The organism is Parasphingorhabdus flavimaris, from assembly GCF_013371215.1.
Lineage (GTDB): Bacteria > Pseudomonadota > Alphaproteobacteria > Sphingomonadales > Sphingomonadaceae > Parasphingorhabdus > Parasphingorhabdus flavimaris.
The window spans coordinates 141,089-157,877 of sequence record NZ_JABWMH010000004.1; the positions used below are offsets into that span (position 1 = coordinate 141,089).

Genomic DNA, 16,789 nt, shown 5'->3' on the forward strand with positions numbered 1-16,789 from the left:
TAAGCGGTCAGTCGGCCAGCGGGGCTGGTTGCTCCACTCCGACCATATGCAGGCCACGGCCATGTTGTTTGAGCCAGCGGTCGGCGACGCGCCGGTCCGATTCAAAAATCCGGTCGAGCAACGCATAGAAACGGGGACTGTGGTCCATGTGGGTGAGATGCGCCACCTCGTGCGCCACAACCGACCGGCGGACGTGGGGCGGAGCCATGACCAGCCGCCAGCTCAGCCGGATCGACTTGCGACCGGAACAGCTGCCCCAGCGTCGGCGCGCATCGCCAACCGCCAATTTGGGCAAATCAGTGCCAGCCCGCTCGCAATAAAAGGCGAGGTCGTCGGCATAGACGGTTCGCGCCTGGGCCTTCAGCCAGCGCAGGATTCGGGTTTCGACATGTTCCTGCGGACCGCCAAGCCGGATTTCGCCTTCCCCGAGCAGGGGCGCTCTGGCAAAATCCGGAGACCAGCGAATGATATGCGGCTCGCCCAGAAACGCGATCTGGCTGCCATGCTCGACCGGGACCGGGGGGACGGCTTCGGCAAAGCGGGCGTTCAGCCAGCCGGATTTCGACCGGGCAAATCGCAGAGCCTGATCTTCCGACGCATAGACCGGCATGGTCAGGCAGACGACCCGCTTGACCGTATCTGCCGAAACGATGATCGAACGGGCCTGCTTTGATCGCCGGATCTGGAGCGGATAGCTTTTGCCATCCAGGAAAATTTCCTGCGCCTCGGAACGGGCTTTGCTAAAGCTGAGCATCGAGAATATGTTGTTCTAGCGGTCCGGCTTTCGATTCCGGAATGACCTTGCCACGGATCGACTGGCCCGCCCTGTGGATCGATTCACGGTCACCGGAGACGAGATAATGCCATGCTGGCAGCGGCAGGTCTCTGGCGCGCATCTTGTAGGCGCAGCTGTCCGGCAACCAGTCAAATTCTTCCAGCTTGGTGCGGGTCAGCCGGACGCAATCGGGAACGCGGAATTTGCGGTGGCGATAATCACTGCACTGGGCGCTCTGCAGATCAAGCAATTTGCAGGCGATGTTGGTCATGTAAATCTGACCGTCATCCTCGTCCTCCGCTTTCAGCAGGCAGCATTTGCCGCAGCCGTCGCACAAGGCCTCCCACTGTCCGCGATCCAGCGATTCAAGCGGTAGTTCCCAGAAGGGTTGCTCGGAGTCTAGCGCACCCATCGGGCAATTTCCGCAGCAACATCCTGCGGCGTTCCGTCAAAAGGCAATAGCGCCAGTGGCTCTCCGTCCGGTCCGAACAAATAGGCCTGACGGCTATGATCGACGAGATATTCGGTCGCACCTTCATCATTGCGGACGTCGTAGATGATCAGATATTTTTCGGCGACTTCCGCGACTTCCTCCGGGGTACCGGTGAGGCCGATGAGTCGCGGGTGAAAGGCGGAAACATATTGTTTCAGCACAGCCGGCGTATCGCGTCCGGGATCGACCGATATGAAAATCGGCTGGATTTTGCTCACCAATTCCGGATTTTCTTTTTCAGCCTGCTTGAGACCGAGCATGATATTGGCAAGATCCACGGGACAGACGTCCGGACAATAGCTGTATCCGAAATAGACGATCCGATATTGGCCCTTGAACTGCGTGTCCGAGGTTTTGCCACCATCCTGGTTGGTCAGCGTGAAGGGACCGCCGATCCTGGCACCGGCAAGCGGTGGTTCCATGTTTTCGGATCCGCCCCCGCCGGCGGTCGGGTTGCAGGCTGCCAGGATGGCCAGTAACCCTGCGCCGAGGATCATTTTCGCGATATTTTTGATATTGTTCATTACCCGGCCAGACATGGTCTGCTAGTTGATCAATTTCAACAGATAATTGATAGACAGGGTTTGCAGCGGATCGACGCAGAGACTCTTCGACGAAAAAATGGGGCCAATAATGTTCAACAACCATCTTTCAGCCACGCTTTGGGCCGGTAAACTCGTGCTGGCCCTGCGTTTCGCGGTGCTCGGCGCCGCAGCCATGTCACTATCCGCCCCTGCTTCGGCACAATTTTCCGACAGTTATAATTTCCTCAAGGCGGTCAAAGACCGGGACGGCGAGGAAGCGACCAAATATCTCAGCCAGCCGGGTTCGGTGATCGTCAATACGCGCGACATCTCGACCGGCGAGACCGCCCTGCATATCGTGGTCGAACGACGCGACAATATCTGGCTCGGCTTTCTGCTGCAAAAGGGGGCCAATCCCAATTTGGCGGACAAAGAGGGCATGACCCCTCTGCTTCTGGCGACCCAGCTGCGGTTTGTGGACGGGGTGAGGACCCTGTTGGCCAAGAAGGCCAGGGTGAATGACACCAACAAGCAAGGCGAGACCGCCCTTATTCGAGCGGTTCAGCTGCGCGATGCGGAACTGGTCCGTCTGCTTCTGGCCAACGGCGCCGATCCGGACCGGACCGATACGCTGGCCGGAAAATCGGCGCGCGACTACGCCAGGCAGGACCGCCGGACCGCCGGGATTCTGGCAGAGATTGAAAAGGCGGACGCCGACAAGAAACCCGAGGCCGAGGGCCGGTTCTTTGGCCCGGAAGGCTGATATCTGATCCCTAGCCGCCGAACTGGTGCAGCGCCGAGTCGGGACTGATCCAGCCGTCAGAGACCGCGGCACGGCGCATCGCACGGCGGGCCAGGCGCATGGTCTCGGTCTTGCGCCGCGCCGGAGCGAGCGCATTGGTTGCGGCCGGACGGACCATTTCCGCATCATAGGCATCGGCGATGATCAGACCGGTGCGTTCGGGCAGGAAATCGGCACCATCGACCGGGGAAGCGTCAAACCCGATTGGCAAGGCCCAGTAGAACCGGTCGCAATAGTCGAGATATTCCATCCATTTTCCGTCGCCGAGCAGATCACTGCGCGCGACCTTGATCTCGACGATGACGATCTGGCCCTTGGCATCAATCCCCATCAGATCGGCCCGGCGTTTGTTCCGCAGACTGACTTCCGGCAACACCAGAATATCGTGCCGCAGAAACATCCGGGCGACGCCGCGCGCGACGGCCTGCGCGCCGGTCAGTGCGTCATGGCCGCTCAGCAGATCGGATGAATCTTCGGTTGTCGTCATGTCCGTTAGCTAGAACATAAAAAGAACAAAATAAAGGCCCCCGTGAGGGAGCCTCTACAAATTCGATATTCTCGCAAGGTCTATTGATAAAAGACGTGATTATCGATCGTTGCCAGACGCTTGAGCCGCCAGCCGGGCGAAACATAACGGGCGTGAAAGAACAACGCGCCCTCGACCGAGCTTTCCCAGCCGTCGTTTACCGCAATCTTGGCGATTGCTACCGCATTGCGCCAGCTCTGGCGCCCGGTGTGTATGCGAGGCATCTTGCCGCCGCGCACGAAGGAAAACTGGCTGCGCTGATAGACAACGCCGCAAATGCTGTCGGGAAAGCGCGAAGATGCGACACGGGCAAGAACGACGCGGGCAACAGCCAGCTGGCCTTGCAGCGATTCGCCCTTGGATTCAAAATAGACGGTTCCGGCAAGGCACTGCATTTCGGCATCGAGCGAACCGTCGACCGATTGCTGGCGCACCAGTTCACGCAGGGTCAGGGCATCATAATTTACAAAATCGACGTCAGCGCCAAAGCCACGATCCGTGTCTTCATTGGCGATCTTGTCTGATTCGATAACATCCTGGGGAATTTCAGCGACAACTTCCTGTTGCTCGCCAAATATGATCGTTTGATCTGATTCGTCCTCTTCCAGCAGGGCCGGATCGACAAAAATCTCGGTTTCGGGCGTCTCGTCAGATGCTTCCAAAGCGAAGGAGACATCGGTAACCGACAAGGCCACAACCGTAGTAATGGCAAGCGACAGGGCGCTTGCAGCACGAAAAATTTTGCTCATAAACCTATGTTATTATGCGGTGAGACCAGAGCGAATCGTGACATTCCCGTCAAAACCGCCAAAAACAGACCCGAAAATCACGGCGTAGGTCTGTTTCTGTTCCCCCCGTCTGCGTGTTTTCTGCCTGTCATTCACGACCAAGTCAGCAGCAACCTGCGCATCAAAGTTGAGCGCCAATTATGGTTTTGGGAAATAAAGTCAAGTTTACTGACCCATTTGGGCGATGAGCCGTTCCGCATCCGGGATATCCAGTTCAATTAACCACATATCGGGGTCAAAGCGAAATCTCTGGCTGATATATTCGTACAATTCTTTATTGTTATCAGTAGCTTGAGGCCAGATTTGCTGCCAGTTGGGCAGGCCGTCCAGCGACGGCATATTCTCCAGCAGCTTAGGGTTTTCGCCCTTTTCGAGGCATTGGATGAGAATGGCACCGGATATCCGGTCACCCTTTTTCAGCACGGCGCCAAAGCCACCATTTTGACTGACCAGTCTGAGCAGGGACTGGACCTTCATCTCTGCGGAAAGCCGCGGCTCAATCATCCGTCTTGTAGCCCGGCAGCGATGCCAGAGGGATATGCGAGCGCATGAACGTTCCGGTGCCACGCGCTATTTCCTCGCCCTCGCTGTCGACCAGCCGCGCATCGGCGACAAATACCCGCCGCTTGCCGCTCACCCAGCGGCCTTCCGCGATCACCGGACCGGATTTGAGCGGCTTGGTGAACAGCAGGTTGAAGGCGGTGGTCAGGATGAAACGGTCGGAGACCAGACTGTTGGCGGCATAGAAGGCCGCATCGTCGAGCATCTTGAAATAGGCGGTGCCGTGGACGGCCCCGGCTGCGTGATAATAGCGTTCGTCGACATCGAAGAAGATTCTTGCGGTACCGGCTTCGCCAATTTCGAGACGGGAATCGAACAGCTGGTTGATGGGCGCTTCCGCATAGAGCCGTTCCAGAGCCCGGAAATGCCCTTGGGCGCCGCCTGTGTCCGCGATCTTGTCGGATTCGTCTGCCATGGTCCGCTCAGGCAGCCTGCTGATTGCGTTGTTTGCTCAGCAAGGCATAGAGGGCGTCCTGACCCGATGCGCCCCGCAACTTGGCCACCATATTGTCGTCCCGCAGGAACCGGGAAATCTCGGCCAGAGCCTGCAGATGTTCGACTCCCGCCTTTTCCGGCGACAACAGGGCATAGATCAGATCGACCGGCTTGCCATCGTGGGAATCGAAGGCAACCGGTTCGGCGAGCCGGAGGAAGATACCGGTGCAACCGTCGAGATTGGCCAATTTGGTGTGCGGCAGGGCGATTTCCCTGCCAAATCCGGTAGATCCCAAGGCTTCGCGAGCGATCAGCCCCGTTTCGATGGTTTTGGCATCGAGCCGGTAGCATTCCTGCCCGATCTCGCCGATCATGCGCAGAATTTCGTCCTTGCTGCCGGCGCCGGGACAATCCCTGACGGCAGTGATATCCAATCGAACGGACAAGATAGTCATCATATTTTCCTTTTGTCCCGGCGATAATCCGCCAGATCGAGAAATATCTCGAAATCTGTACGCCGGAGCGCTTCGGGCCGACTGGCAGAACCACCATTGCCGGCCCCTTAACGGAAATGCGGCCCTATCAGCTGTGCGGTTCGACCCAACCAATGGTGCCGTCTCCGCGGCGATAGACCATATTATGGGCACCAGTGCCAGAGTTTTTGAACATCAGCGCGCCGGTGTTGCGCAAATCCATCATCATCACCGCGGTGGAAACGCTGGTGACCGGGATGTCGGTGCTGGTTTCGGCGATGATCGGGGGGGAGTCGCCATTGACCTCGCTTTCTTCCTCGTCGTCGTCCGACGATTCAAACACCCGGTAGGCGGCTTCTTCCTGTTTCGCCGCATATTGCGCCTGAACATGATGGTCGTTGAGTCGACGCATATAGCGGCGCAGCTGCTTTTCAACCTTGTCCGCGGCTTTTTCAAAAGCCTGGTGGGCATCACCGGCCTCGGCATCGGCCTTGAGCATCAGGCCCTGCATGACATGATTGACGATATCGCATTTAAACTGCGAATGCGGTGCCTTGCTCACCGTTACATTGGCTGAAAGTGCCTTGGGAAAATATTTCTGGGCGATCGCGTGCATCCGATCTTCGGCGTGGGTTTGCAGAGCATCGCCAGTATCAACCTGGTGTCCCGAAACACGAACTTCCATATTAATTCTCCTCTTCATTTGGTACCGTTACACGATTGTCGGTACGTCTAAATCCGTCAAACCTTTGTCCACAAGGGGCTTTCAATGCCCTCGATGAATTTCTTGTGCCGCGCCAGTTCATCCGCCGATGCATGATGTTCGCGAACCGCCATAAAGGGTCTGCGCGGCACCTGCTGAACTATCGGTTTCATATTGGCGGAATCGCCTCCGCCACTGTCTTCGGCCAGCCCCAGGCCGATCTGCCGCCCGCCGGTCAATTCGATATAAAGCTGGGTCAGCAATTCCGCGTCGAGCAACGCTCCGTGCTTCACCCGGTGGCTGCGGTCGATGCCGTAGCGCGAGCACAGGGCATCAAGCGACAATTTGGCACCGGGATGTTTCGATTTGGCGATTGCCAGCGTGTCTATCATGCGAAACCGCGATATCGGTTTATAACCGCACAGGACCAGTTCGGCGTTGAGAAAATTGAAATCGAACTGGGCATTATGCGCGACCAGATTTGAATCGCCGAGAAAAGCCAGAAGCTCTTCCGCACCTTGTGCGAACAGTTTCTTGTCGGACAGGAATATGTCGGAGAGCCCGTGCACATTCTCGGCCGCCTTGGGCATCGGTCGCTCGGGATTATAATAGCAGTGGAAGCTGTTGCCGGTTTCGATCCGGTCGATCATTTCGATGCAGCCGATTTCCACCATCCGGTCTCCAGTTTGTGGATCAAATCCGGTGGTTTCGGTGTCGAAAATTATCTCTCGCATAAGCTCAATATCGGACCGAACTCTGGGTTACGCAAGGGATGCTTTCAGTTTTTGAACAAGTTTCTGAACCTGCTGTCGTGTTTCTGCCAGCGGCAGCGATGTATCGATCACGGAATCGGCCCGTTTGCGCTTTTCCGCATCCGGCATTTGCAGCGACTTTATCTGTTCAAACCGCTCTTCGGTCATACCCGGACGGGCCAGAACCCTGGCGCGCTGGTCCTCCGCGCTGGCGGAAACCACGACAATATGATCGATGCCGTCCGCGCCGGATTTCTCGAACAGCAAGGGAATGTCGAACAGGACCATCGGCTGGTCCCTGTTGTCCTGCAGAAAGGCCAGCCGCATTTCCCCGACCGCCGGATGAATCAACTGTTCCAGCCGCTTCAGGGCCGCCGGATCACCGAGCACCGCGGCTCCCAGTTTCTGCCGGTCGACGCCTTCGCTATTCGTGCATCCCGGGAACATCGATTCGATAGCGTCGACCAGAGCGCCGCCGGGTCCCTGCAACTGGTGCACCGCGGCATCGGCGTCGAACAGGGGCACATTTTCATCGGCAAACATTTGCGCCACCGTGGACTTGCCCATCCCGATCGAGCCGGTCAGGCCGATAATATAGGGTCGGTCGCGGACGGTCATGCGGTCAACAGCTTCCGGAGCTGTTCATCATCTTCCATCGGGGGCGTGGCGCCGAAAAACAGCTCGAAGGCCAGAGCCGCCTGACCGATCAGCATATCGAGACCATCGACCACCGCCAGATCACGCTTTTTCGCCGCGCGCAGAAGATCGGTTTCAAGCGGGGCATAGACAAGATCGTAGACCAGGGCATCGGCGGGCAGGGGATCGAGATCGAGTTCCAGCGGCGGCTTGCCGGTCATCCCGAGCGGGCTGGCGTTGATCAATATATCGGCCTCCGGCAGGCGCGCATCCATCGGCAGGACGCCGCCTTTCACCGATGCCTGCATCAGCAGGCCGGTCGCCTTCAATCCGCTGCGCGCGACAAAGGTTATTTCGCCAATGCCGACCTGTTTCAGGGCGAACAGCACCGCCCGCGCGGCACCCCCCGCTCCAATCACAACCGCATGTTTGCCCGACCAGTCGCTGTCGGCAATCGGGGCCATGAAACCGGCGGCATCGGTGTTTGTGCCGATCAGACTGCCGTCCTCCTGTCGCACGATGGTGTTCATCGCGCCGATTTTGTCGCGCACGCCGCCGGGATCGCTCACCAGATCCATGATCGCCAGTTTGTGCGGCAGGGTCACATTGCAGCCGCGCCAGGACGGGTCTGCGCTGCGCTGCGCAATATAGCCGGTCAAATCGGCGGGAAGGACATGATGGGCCCGATAATCGGCCTCGATCGCCAGCCGTTCGAGCCAGAATTTGTGAATCAGCGGGGATTTGCTCTGCGCGATCGGATCACCGATCACTTCGGCATAGGGGATATTGGTGGTCATGACGTCAAAATTCCTCTTATGCGAAGATAGTCCAGCAGGTGGAGAAGCGGCAATCCCATGATCGTGAACTGGCTGCCGCTGATCGCGGAGAACAATTGGGCACCGCGGCCCTCAATCTCGTAACAGCCGACACAGTGGCGGATATTGTCCCATTCCGTCTCGACATATTGCGCGATGAAAGAGTCACTCAGGTTCCGGACCGAGAGCGTCGCGATATCAACATGACGCCACACCGGACGCCCTTCTTCGGCGATCACCGCGGCGCTGAACAATTTATGTTTCCTGCCGGACAGCAGCTTGAGATGCGCGATCGCGTCTGCGGGATCGACCGGCTTGTCGAGCATCGTTCCGTCTTCCAGCGCGAGAACCTGGTCCGCACCCAGCACCAGAGCGGTTCCCGCACGCCGCGACAGCCGGACCGCTTTTGCCTCGGCCAGCGCGTCGGCAAGATTGCGGGCGGTTATGCCCTCGCTTTTCAGCCCGTCCTTGAGCGATTCCTCGTCGACATTGGGCGCAATCGCCTCGACCGCAACGCCGGCGGCGGTCAGCATCGCCAGCCGCGCCTGGCTCCTCGACGCCAGTATCACGGGCATATCATTCACTTGGAACGACTTTCTTGCTGTCTTCGGCGGCAACATGGCGCTCGTTGTAGAGATTGATAATCGCCGCGGCCGATTCCTCGATCGAACGGCGGGTCACATCGATCATCGACCAGCCGTTATCGGCAAACATCCGCTGGGCATAGAGCGTCTCGGCCTTGACCTTCTCTTCGTTGACATAGTCGGTTTCCGGGGCCTGGTTGAGCGACAGCAGGCGGTTGCGGCGCACCTGGACCAGACGCGACGCACCGGTGATCAGCCCGACGACCAGCGGATTCTTCAAATGAAACAGGGCATCGGGAGGCGGCGATTCCGGCACGATCGGAATATTGGCGGTCTTGAACCCGCGATTGGCAAGATAGATGGATGTCGGGGTTTTCGAGGTCCGGGAAACACCGGCGAGCACGATATCCGCCTCTTCCCAATTTTCCCAGCCAATGCCGTCATCATGCGCGATGGTGAACTGGATCGCCTCGACCCGGGCAAAATAGGCAGCGTCCAGAACATGCTGGCGGCCGGGCCGCGCCTTGGCTTCCTGTCCCAGCATATTGGACAAGGCATCGGTCACCGTGTCCAGCGCAGGAACCGATGGCAGGCCCAGGTGCCGGCATTCGCGTTCGAGCTTGGCCCTGATATCGCGGTTAACGATGGTGAAGATGACCAGTCCGGGATTATTCGCGACCTCGGCCAATATCCGGTTGAGATGCTTCTCCGAACGGACCATGGGCCAGAAATGCTTGATGATCTCGACGCCATCAAACTGGGCAAGCGCTGCCTTGGCGATATTTTCCAGTGTCTCGCCGGTGGAATCCGAAAGCAGATGGAGGTGGAGCCTGTTCATGGCCTAAGCTTTGTGATTTCACGGGGGATAAAGCAAGGGATGAAGTTGGGGATAAGTGGTTCGACCATATTCATCCCCGACTCCCGCCAATCTATCCACAGCAGGCCAACATTGACAGATTCCATCCACAGTCTGTGGATAGCGGGGATCGAAATTCGGAATCGGTTAAATTTTCATTAAGCCCCGCCTGTCAATCTGTTTGTATTTGCGGCGCTGGCGGGTTACCGCCTTTTCCACGCCCCATCATCAACAACAATTTTAAATTAAATACTTATATAATATAATGGATGACCGTCTTTCTATGCCGAACGGAACCGACTCTCAAAAAATTCTTCTTCAGACATTGCTCGGCAGGAAGACCGATCAAACGCCGGTCTGGCTCATGCGCCAGGCAGGGCGCTATTTGCCGGAATATCGCGAATTGCGCGCGCAAAAGGGCGGATTTCTCGAGCTTTGCTATGATGCCGAAGCGGCCGCCGAGGTCACATTGCAGCCGATCAAGCGGTTTGGCTTTGACGGCGCGATCCTGTTTTCCGACATTTTGATCGTCCCGCACGCGATGGGCCAGAAATTGTGGTTTGAGACCGGAGAGGGACCCCGGCTGGCACCAAGGCTGGTCGATGCCGCTTTGTCGTCTCTAGAGGGTGCTCCCGAGCATTTTAAAGCCATATACGCCACCGTGCGCCGGGTCTCCGAACGGCTCGACGACAAAACGACCTTCATGGGCTTTGCCGGCAGCCCCTGGACGGTCGCGACTTACATGCTCCACGGCCAGGGCAGCAAGGATCAGGGTGTCGCCCGGCGTTTTGCCTATCAGAACGAAGCGGCTTTCGCCGAACTGATCAACGCGATCATCGAAAATACCGTCGAATATCTGCTCGGCCAGATCGAGGCCGGCGTTGATGCGGTGCAGCTGTTCGACAGCTGGGCCGGATCGCTGTCACCGGCGCAGTTTGAAAAATGGGTAATTGCGCCCAATGCAGAGATCATAGCACGGCTGAAAGCGGTTCATCCCGATCTGCCGATCATCGGTTTTCCCAAGGGGGCCGGCGCGAAACTGGTCGCTTATGCCAATGAAACCGGTGCCGATGCAATTGGCCTGGATGAAACGGTCGATCCGGTCTGGGCCCATGAAAACCTGCCGGTCGATCTGCCGCTGCAGGGCAATCTCGATCCGCTGGCGCTGATCGCCGGCGGCGAAGCGCTGGAACAATCGGTCCGGCATATCCTGCAAGTCTTTGAAGACCGCCCGCATATCTTCAATCTCGGCCACGGTATTTTACCCGATACGCCCATTGAACATGTTGAAAAGCTGCTTACACTTGTCAGGCAATGAATGAAATTCTGTCCATGCTCTATCTCTGGTTGAAATCAGCCCATCTCATCTTCGTCATCTTCTGGATGGCGGGCTTGTTCATGATGCCGCGCTTCTTCGTCTATCATCAGGAATCCCCCGTTGGCTCCGACGAAGATGCCAAATGGATCGAGCGCGAGGGCAAGCTTCGCAAGATCATCCTGAATCCGTCGCTGGTCATCGTCTGGGTGGTCGGACTGGCGCTCGCCTATGATATCGGCGCGTTCAGCCAGGGCTGGTTTCATGCCAAATTGCTGATGGTGCTGGCGCTATCCGGCTATCACGGCTGGATGATCGCCTATTCCAAAAAACTGTCGCGCGGCGAACGGACGATGACCGACAGGAAATTGCGGCTGGTCAATGAAGTACCCGGCATTGCGGCTGCTGTCATCGTGATACTGGTGATTATCAAGCCGTTCTGACCGGGCTCAGTTGACACAGAAATAACAAAGGCGTAATCAGGCGTCAAAGCCCGTCCGGGCGAAATTTTCATGTACATCGTCGACAGCCACCAGCTGCACACATGCAAAATAAAAATAGCTTCCCCAATTTATCTGGATAAACCTCCATGCATTTAAAAGAACTAAAAGAAAAATCCCCCGCCGGCCTCGTCTCGATGGCCGAAGAACTAGGCGTTGAAACCGCGTCGACCCTGCGCAAGCAGGATCTGATGTTCGCGATTTTGAAAGAGCTCGCGGATCAGGACGAACTGATCATGGGGCTTGGAACGATCGAAGTGCTGCCCGACGGATTTGGTTTCTTGCGTTCGCCGGAAGCCAATTATCTTGCCGGTCCCGACGACATTTACGTCTCTCCCAACCAGGTCCGCAAATTCGGTCTGCGCACCGGCGATACGGTCGAAGGCGAAATCCGCGCACCCCGCGATGGCGAGCGCTATTTTGCCCTGACCAAGCTGACCGCAATCAATTTCGATGATCCGGATGCTGTGCGCCACCGGGTGAATTTCGACAATCTGACCCCGCTCTATCCCGACGAGAAGCTCAAGCTGGACAGTCTCGATCCGACCGACAAGGACAAGTCCGCCCGGGTGATCGATATCATTTCGCCGCAGGGCAAGGGCCAGCGCGCGCTGATCGTGGCGCCGCCCCGGACCGGTAAGACCGTGCTGCTGCAGAATATCGCCAAGGCGATCACCGACAATCATCCGGAAGTCTATCTGCTGGTGTTGCTGATCGACGAACGGCCGGAAGAAGTGACCGACATGCAGCGTTCGGTGAAGGGCGAAGTGATCAGCTCGACCTTTGACGAGCCGGCGACCCGCCACGTCCAAGTTGCCGAAATGGTAATCGAAAAGGCCAAGCGCCTGGTCGAGCACAAGCATGATGTTGTCATCCTGCTCGATTCCATCACCCGTCTTGGCCGTGCCTATAACACCGTGGTGCCGAGCTCGGGCAAGGTGCTGACCGGTGGTGTGGATGCCAACGCACTGCAGCGTCCGAAGCGCTTTTTCGGTGCTGCCCGTAATATCGAGGAAGGCGGTTCGCTGTCGATCATTGCCACCGCGCTGATCGATACCGGGAGCCGGATGGACGAAGTCATCTTTGAAGAATTCAAGGGCACCGGCAACTCTGAAATCGTGCTTGATCGAAAGGTCTCTGACAAGCGTATCTTCCCGGCGCTCGATGTCGGCAAGTCCGGAACCCGCAAGGAAGAGCTGCTGGTCGAGGACGAGAAACTCAAGAAAATGTGGGTGTTGCGCCGTATTCTCATGCAGATGGGGACGATCGACGCGATGGAATTCCTGCTCGACAAGATGAAGGACAGCAAGTCCAACGATGATTTCTTCGACAGTATGAACCAGTAGAAACGACTGCATTGCTCCGGTGATTTTGGAACATGCCTTATTGCAGGTTCGACCGGGGCAATCAGAAGCCTTTGAAGCGGCGATGGCGCAGGCCAGACCGCTGATTGCGCGGCAGCCGGGTTTCCATTCGATCGACGTTCGACCGCATTCAGGGAACCCGGAGCGATATTTGTTGTTGGTGACATGGGACCGGATGGAATCGCATCGCGACGGATTTCGCCGGTCCGCAGATTATCAGCGCTGGCGCGCATTGCTCCACGCTTTTTACGACCCGATGCCCGAGATAGCTTATTACGGAGCGAGTATTTTCGATGATTGACCTGATTTCCATCTTTTCCGCCGCCGCCGCTGGCCTCGGTTCGCCTGCAGACATCTGGCAAGCAATCCTTACCGATTTCTCGAAGATCGGAACACCCGAGGCGATGGCGGCTTTTGGTCAGGTCATCCTGATCGATCTGGTTTTCGCCGCCGACAATGCGATCGTCGTCGGCGCACTGGCAGGCGGTTTGCCGGCTGAACAACGGCGCAAGGTCATCCTGATCGGCATCGGGGCGGCTCTGGTGCTGCGCATATTATTCGCGCTGATCGTGGTGCAGCTGCTGCAGATCGTCGGTCTGGTGCTGGCTGGCGGCCTTCTGTTGCTCTGGGTCGCATGGAATTTCTACCGCGAGATTTTCCACGAAGGGGAATCCGCCGGTTCACCCGAAATCGAGGGCGACGAACATAGCGGCGTCAAGTCGGGCAAGACCTTCTGGGCGGCAGCCTGGGCGGTGATGGCGGCCGACGTTTCGATGAGTCTCGACAATGTGCTCGGCGTCGCCGGTGCTGCCCGCGAACATCCCGGCATTCTGGTGATCGGTCTGGTGCTTTCGGTGGCTCTGATGGGGCTGGCGGCCAATGTCATCGCCAAATATATCGAGCGCTACAAATGGATTGCCTATCTGGGGCTGGCGGTGATCGTCTATGTCGCCGGCAAGATGATCTATTCCGGGCTGATGGGTGACGAGCAGACGATCGGTGTGCTGACGCTGTTCGGTTAATGGAAAAGATGCGGCAAATGAATGAGGCGGCCTAGCCCTTCATCGTCTCCAGCATCTTGCCCATTTCTTCCCAGACCTTGTTGATCGCCTTGAGCGGCCGGACCATGACCTTGAAATCCTGGATCTTGCCTTCGTCATTCCAGCTGATGATATCGACGCCATTGACCTGGATGCCGTCGAGCTCGAGCGTGAACTCGAGCATCGCCATATTGACGCTTTCGTCGACGATTTCGCGGACGTAGCGGAAGCTGTCATTGCCGAGGACATTATCCGCCGCCGACAAATAGGCCATGACCAATGGTTTGCCGGCTTGCGGGGTGTGGACGACCGGGGAGTGGAACACGGCATCATCGGCGATCTGCGCGCTGAGCTCTCCCGGGCTTTTGTTCTCCATCCGGTCATGCCAGACTTTCAGATTGTCACGGGTGCTCATGCCAGATGTTCCTTGAAAAAGGCTTCGGTGCGGCTGTCGGCGAGCGTTGCGGCAACGTCGTCGCGGCGGTCTCCGAACTCGGCGGCAAATCCGTGATCGAGACCGTCATAATCGTGCAGGGTCACTTTCGGATGGTCATCCAGTCCGGCGTGCATTGCGGCTTGTGCATCGGCGGGCACAAATCCGTCGGCGGTGGGAATGTGCAGCATCACTTCATGCGCAATCGCGTGCTTCTCGCCGAGCAGGCCGTCGATACCGACGCCGTAATATCCGACCGAGGCGCGGATATCGGTGCGGCAGGCGGTCATGAAGGCCAGACGGCCGCCGAGGCAGTAACCGACGCAGCCGATCTTGTGGCTGCCGATGCTGTTCTGAGCAAAATGGATGACCGCTTCGATGTCGCGAATGCCCTGATCCTGGTTGAATTTGCCCATCAGATCGAGCGCCTGCTGGAATTCAGCCTCGACATCGGCGTCGAGATCGGTGCCTTCGTTGATCCGCCAGAACAGGTCGGGAGCGATGGCGAGATAGCCCTTGCTGGCCCAGTGGTCGCATTTCGCCCTGATCCCTTCATTGACGCCGAAAATCTCCTGAATGACGATGATCGCTGCGCTGATCTCACCCTGAGGTCGTGCCATGTAGCAGGGAATTTCGGCGTCTCCGCTCAATGTTTTTACCTGTTCGATTGCACCCATCTTGTCGTTCCTTTGCATCATGTCTTGATTCTTTGACCACAATATCCCCATATCGGTGGCAGGCAAGGTCGAACATCAACCTGTTGCATGGAGGGGGAACTTCGTCGCGACGGCCAAAAAGAGGAATATATAATGAAAGTCAGCGTTGAACTGGATTGCACACCGGAAGAGGCGCGCCGCCTGATCGGCTTGCCCGACGTCGCGAAACTCAACGAAAGCTATGTCCAGGAAATGTCGAAATTCCTGCAGGGTGCAAATTCGGTCGAGCAATTGCAGAATTTCACCAAGATCATCGCGCCGATGGGAGAAGCGGGTCTGAAGATGTTTTCCTCCTTCCTGACCGGTGCCATGGGTGCCGCATCGGGTGGCGGCAAATCTTCATCGACCAAGAAAAAGAACGACTAGCTGCCGCTTTCAGACATGTTGTCCGCTGATGATACAATTTTCGCATTGTCCAGCGGACAACCGCCGGCGGCGATAGGAATCCTGCGGATCAGCGGGCCGCGGGCCGGGCAGGCGCTCGAAGCGCTCACCGAACATTTACCAAAACCGCGGGTTGCAGGCCTGTATAATATCACCAATATGGTTAACGGGGAGCTGCTGGATTCGGCTTTATGCCTGTGGTTTCCGGGGCCGAACAGCGCGACAGGTGAAGATCTGGCGGAGATTCACTGCCATGGTGGCCGCGCGGTTATCCGGGCGATCGAAGCGGCGCTTGAACAGATTGATGGCCTGCGCAGAGCGGAGCCGGGCGAATTCACTCGCCGCGCTTTCACCCATGGCAAAATGGATCTGGCGGAGGCTGAAGGTCTGTCCGATCTTCTCTTCGCCGAAACCGAGTTGCAGCGCAAGGCAGCGGTCCGCAATGCCGGTGGTGCCTTGTCGCGCAAGATTGATGACTGGCAGCAGCAGATACTGGCGCTGTCGGCGCGGGTTGAAGCCGAGCTGGACTTTTCCGACGAGGATGATGTTGCGCCCGAGCAGGTTGCGGGGATCCAGAACAGCGTCCGCCCGTTGGTCGATGATATGGGCAATCTTCTGGAACGGCCGCGCGCTGAAAAGTTGCGCGACGGGATCAGGGTGGTCCTCGGCGGACCGCCCAATAGCGGGAAGTCGACATTGCTCAACGCCCTGGTCGAGCGCGAAGCGGCCATCGTGTCGGATATCGCCGGAACGACGCGGGACGTGATCGAGGTGCCGGTCGCACTGGGCGGCATTCCGTTTCTCTTCATCGATACCGCCGGCGTTCGCGATAGCGGAGCGGAGACGATCGAGCAAATCGGCATCGACCGGGCACGCCAGCAATTTTCTGCCGCCGATATAATATTGTGGCTGGGCGAGGAGGGGCAGGGACCGGCGCAGGACAATCTCATCGAGATCAGTTCCCGCTGCGACCATCCGGATCACCAGCCGAAAGCAAGCGCCGCCTTCACCCTGTCGCCGGTCAGCGGTCGGGGGATGGACGCTCTGGTCGATCAACTGATCGTCCGGGCGAAAGACATTCTCCCCGATGGTGACCAGGTCAGCGTCAACGCGCGTCAGGCCGGACTGCTATCCACCGCCCGGGATGTTCTGTCGGCGGTTATCGACGAGACGGATTATCTGATTGTCGCCGAACATCTTCGCATGGCGCGCAAGGCGCTGGACGAGATCACCGGCAAGGCGAGCACCGAAGATATGCTCGACGGCCTGTTCGGAAAATTCTGTATCGGCAAATGATTGTTCCACGTGGAACAG

At 57.8% G+C, this 16,789-nt stretch carries 24 protein-coding genes; 8 read left to right on the forward strand and 16 right to left on the reverse strand.

From position 1 onward, the window contains the following. Nucleotides 1-7: 7 nt before the first annotated feature. From HUO14_RS13455 to HUO14_RS13465, 3 genes are read right to left on the reverse strand one after another with little or no spacing between them, the layout of a single operon-like run. Nucleotides 8-754 (reverse strand): M48 family metallopeptidase, encoded by a 747-nt coding sequence (locus HUO14_RS13455; RefSeq protein WP_176280353.1) that lies wholly within the window; start codon nucleotides 752-754, stop codon nucleotides 8-10. Beyond that, nucleotides 741-1,187: a YcgN family cysteine cluster protein gene (locus tag HUO14_RS13460; RefSeq protein WP_176280354.1), complete on the reverse strand. Its 447-nt coding sequence runs from the start codon at nucleotides 1,185-1,187 to the stop codon at nucleotides 741-743. The genes HUO14_RS13455 and HUO14_RS13460 overlap by 14 nt, the downstream gene beginning before the upstream one ends. Continuing rightward, nucleotides 1,175-1,807: an SCO family protein gene (locus HUO14_RS13465; protein ID WP_176280355.1), complete on the reverse strand. Its 633-nt coding sequence runs from the start codon at nucleotides 1,805-1,807 to the stop codon at nucleotides 1,175-1,177. The genes HUO14_RS13460 and HUO14_RS13465 overlap by 13 nt, the downstream gene beginning before the upstream one ends. Before the next feature lie 94 nt (nucleotides 1,808-1,901). Here HUO14_RS13465 and HUO14_RS13470 point away from each other — a divergent pair, with 94 nt between their 5' ends. Beyond that, a complete protein-coding gene (locus tag HUO14_RS13470) occupies nucleotides 1,902-2,555 on the forward strand; it encodes an ankyrin repeat domain-containing protein (protein WP_176280356.1) in 654 nt (217 codons plus the stop codon). 10 nt (nucleotides 2,556-2,565) lie between these two features. On the opposite strand, the gene HUO14_RS13475 is transcribed toward HUO14_RS13470, so the two are convergent. The 11 genes from HUO14_RS13475 to HUO14_RS13525 form a co-directional block, all read right to left on the reverse strand. Next, complete coding sequence (locus HUO14_RS13475) at nucleotides 2,566-3,081, reverse strand: MmcB family DNA repair protein (protein WP_176280357.1); 516 nt, start codon at nucleotides 3,079-3,081, stop codon at nucleotides 2,566-2,568. Nucleotides 3,082-3,161: 80 nt separating this feature from the next. Then, nucleotides 3,162-3,869 carry a cell wall hydrolase gene (locus HUO14_RS13480; RefSeq protein WP_176280358.1) on the reverse strand — a complete coding sequence of 236 codons (708 nt, stop codon included), beginning with the start codon at nucleotides 3,867-3,869 and terminating at the stop codon, nucleotides 3,162-3,164. A gap of 204 nt (nucleotides 3,870-4,073) precedes the next feature. Next, nucleotides 4,074-4,412 (reverse strand): DUF1491 family protein, encoded by a 339-nt coding sequence (locus HUO14_RS13485; protein WP_176280359.1) that lies wholly within the window; start codon nucleotides 4,410-4,412, stop codon nucleotides 4,074-4,076. Then, complete coding sequence (locus HUO14_RS13490; protein WP_176280360.1) at nucleotides 4,405-4,884, reverse strand: PaaI family thioesterase; 480 nt, start codon at nucleotides 4,882-4,884, stop codon at nucleotides 4,405-4,407. The genes HUO14_RS13485 and HUO14_RS13490 overlap by 8 nt, the downstream gene beginning before the upstream one ends. 7 nt (nucleotides 4,885-4,891) lie before the next feature. Further along, nucleotides 4,892-5,359: a PTS sugar transporter subunit IIA gene (locus HUO14_RS13495; RefSeq protein ID WP_176280361.1), complete on the reverse strand. Its 468-nt coding sequence runs from the start codon at nucleotides 5,357-5,359 to the stop codon at nucleotides 4,892-4,894. Between the two features lie 127 nt (nucleotides 5,360-5,486). Further along, a complete protein-coding gene (hpf, locus tag HUO14_RS13500; protein ID WP_176280362.1) occupies nucleotides 5,487-6,062 on the reverse strand; it encodes a ribosome hibernation-promoting factor, HPF/YfiA family in 576 nt (191 codons plus the stop codon). A gap of 56 nt (nucleotides 6,063-6,118) precedes the next feature. Beyond that, nucleotides 6,119-6,814, reverse strand: a complete 696-nt coding sequence (dnaQ, locus tag HUO14_RS13505) for a DNA polymerase III subunit epsilon (protein ID WP_176280363.1) — start codon at nucleotides 6,812-6,814, stop codon at nucleotides 6,119-6,121. Nucleotides 6,815-6,841: 27 nt separating this feature from the next. Further along, entirely contained in the window at nucleotides 6,842-7,450 is a 609-nt protein-coding gene (gene coaE, locus HUO14_RS13510) for a dephospho-CoA kinase (RefSeq protein ID WP_176280364.1), read from the reverse strand. Next, on the reverse strand, nucleotides 7,447-8,265 hold the full coding sequence (gene aroE / locus HUO14_RS13515; RefSeq protein ID WP_176280365.1) for a shikimate dehydrogenase: 819 nt from the start codon (nucleotides 8,263-8,265) through the stop codon (nucleotides 7,447-7,449). The genes coaE and aroE overlap by 4 nt, the downstream gene beginning before the upstream one ends. Next, complete coding sequence (locus HUO14_RS13520) at nucleotides 8,262-8,858, reverse strand: Maf family protein (protein WP_176280559.1); 597 nt, start codon at nucleotides 8,856-8,858, stop codon at nucleotides 8,262-8,264. The genes aroE and HUO14_RS13520 overlap by 4 nt, the downstream gene beginning before the upstream one ends. 1 nt (nucleotide 8,859) lies before the next feature. Then, nucleotides 8,860-9,705, reverse strand: coding sequence for a pyruvate, water dikinase regulatory protein (locus HUO14_RS13525; RefSeq protein WP_176280366.1), 846 nt, complete (start codon nucleotides 9,703-9,705; stop codon nucleotides 8,860-8,862). 301 nt (nucleotides 9,706-10,006) lie between these two features. Here HUO14_RS13525 and hemE point away from each other — a divergent pair, with 301 nt between their 5' ends. The 5 genes from hemE (at nucleotide 10,007) to HUO14_RS13550 (ending at nucleotide 13,924) form a co-directional block, all read left to right on the forward strand. Then, nucleotides 10,007-11,041 carry a uroporphyrinogen decarboxylase gene (gene hemE / locus HUO14_RS13530; RefSeq protein WP_246255650.1) on the forward strand — a complete coding sequence of 345 codons (1,035 nt, stop codon included), beginning with the start codon at nucleotides 10,007-10,009 and terminating at the stop codon, nucleotides 11,039-11,041. Beyond that, nucleotides 11,038-11,481 (forward strand): CopD family protein, encoded by a 444-nt coding sequence (locus HUO14_RS13535; RefSeq protein WP_176280368.1) that lies wholly within the window; start codon nucleotides 11,038-11,040, stop codon nucleotides 11,479-11,481. The genes hemE and HUO14_RS13535 overlap by 4 nt, the downstream gene beginning before the upstream one ends. Before the next feature lie 146 nt (nucleotides 11,482-11,627). Then, nucleotides 11,628-12,884 (forward strand): transcription termination factor Rho, encoded by a 1,257-nt coding sequence (gene rho / locus HUO14_RS13540; RefSeq protein ID WP_176280369.1) that lies wholly within the window; start codon nucleotides 11,628-11,630, stop codon nucleotides 12,882-12,884. A 19-nt stretch (nucleotides 12,885-12,903) separates the two neighbouring features. Next, nucleotides 12,904-13,203: an antibiotic biosynthesis monooxygenase gene (locus HUO14_RS13545; RefSeq protein WP_176280370.1), complete on the forward strand. Its 300-nt coding sequence runs from the start codon at nucleotides 12,904-12,906 to the stop codon at nucleotides 13,201-13,203. Next, nucleotides 13,196-13,924, forward strand: a complete 729-nt coding sequence (locus tag HUO14_RS13550) for a YjbE family putative metal transport protein (protein WP_176280371.1) — start codon at nucleotides 13,196-13,198, stop codon at nucleotides 13,922-13,924. Before HUO14_RS13545 ends, HUO14_RS13550 begins: the two co-directional genes overlap by 8 nt. A gap of 31 nt (nucleotides 13,925-13,955) precedes the next feature. On the opposite strand, the gene HUO14_RS13555 is transcribed toward HUO14_RS13550, so the two are convergent. Both HUO14_RS13555 and HUO14_RS13560 read right to left on the reverse strand, forming a co-directional pair. After that, the gene (locus HUO14_RS13555; RefSeq protein WP_425500489.1) at nucleotides 13,956-14,357 is read right to left on the reverse strand and encodes a nuclear transport factor 2 family protein; all 402 of its coding nucleotides are present in this window, start codon (nucleotides 14,355-14,357) and stop codon (nucleotides 13,956-13,958) included. Then, nucleotides 14,354-15,052: a dienelactone hydrolase family protein gene (locus HUO14_RS13560; protein WP_176280561.1), complete on the reverse strand. Its 699-nt coding sequence runs from the start codon at nucleotides 15,050-15,052 to the stop codon at nucleotides 14,354-14,356. Before HUO14_RS13560 ends, HUO14_RS13555 begins: the two co-directional genes overlap by 4 nt. A 132-nt stretch (nucleotides 15,053-15,184) precedes the next feature. On the opposite strand from HUO14_RS13560, the gene HUO14_RS13565 reads away from it, so the two are divergent. Beyond that, nucleotides 15,185-15,457, forward strand: coding sequence for a DUF6489 family protein (locus tag HUO14_RS13565; protein WP_067196713.1), 273 nt, complete (start codon nucleotides 15,185-15,187; stop codon nucleotides 15,455-15,457). A 15-nt stretch (nucleotides 15,458-15,472) separates the two neighbouring features. Beyond that, the gene (gene mnmE / locus HUO14_RS13570) at nucleotides 15,473-16,771 is read left to right on the forward strand and encodes a tRNA uridine-5-carboxymethylaminomethyl(34) synthesis GTPase MnmE (protein ID WP_176280372.1); all 1,299 of its coding nucleotides are present in this window, start codon (nucleotides 15,473-15,475) and stop codon (nucleotides 16,769-16,771) included. Nucleotides 16,772-16,789: the final 18 nt, after the last annotated feature.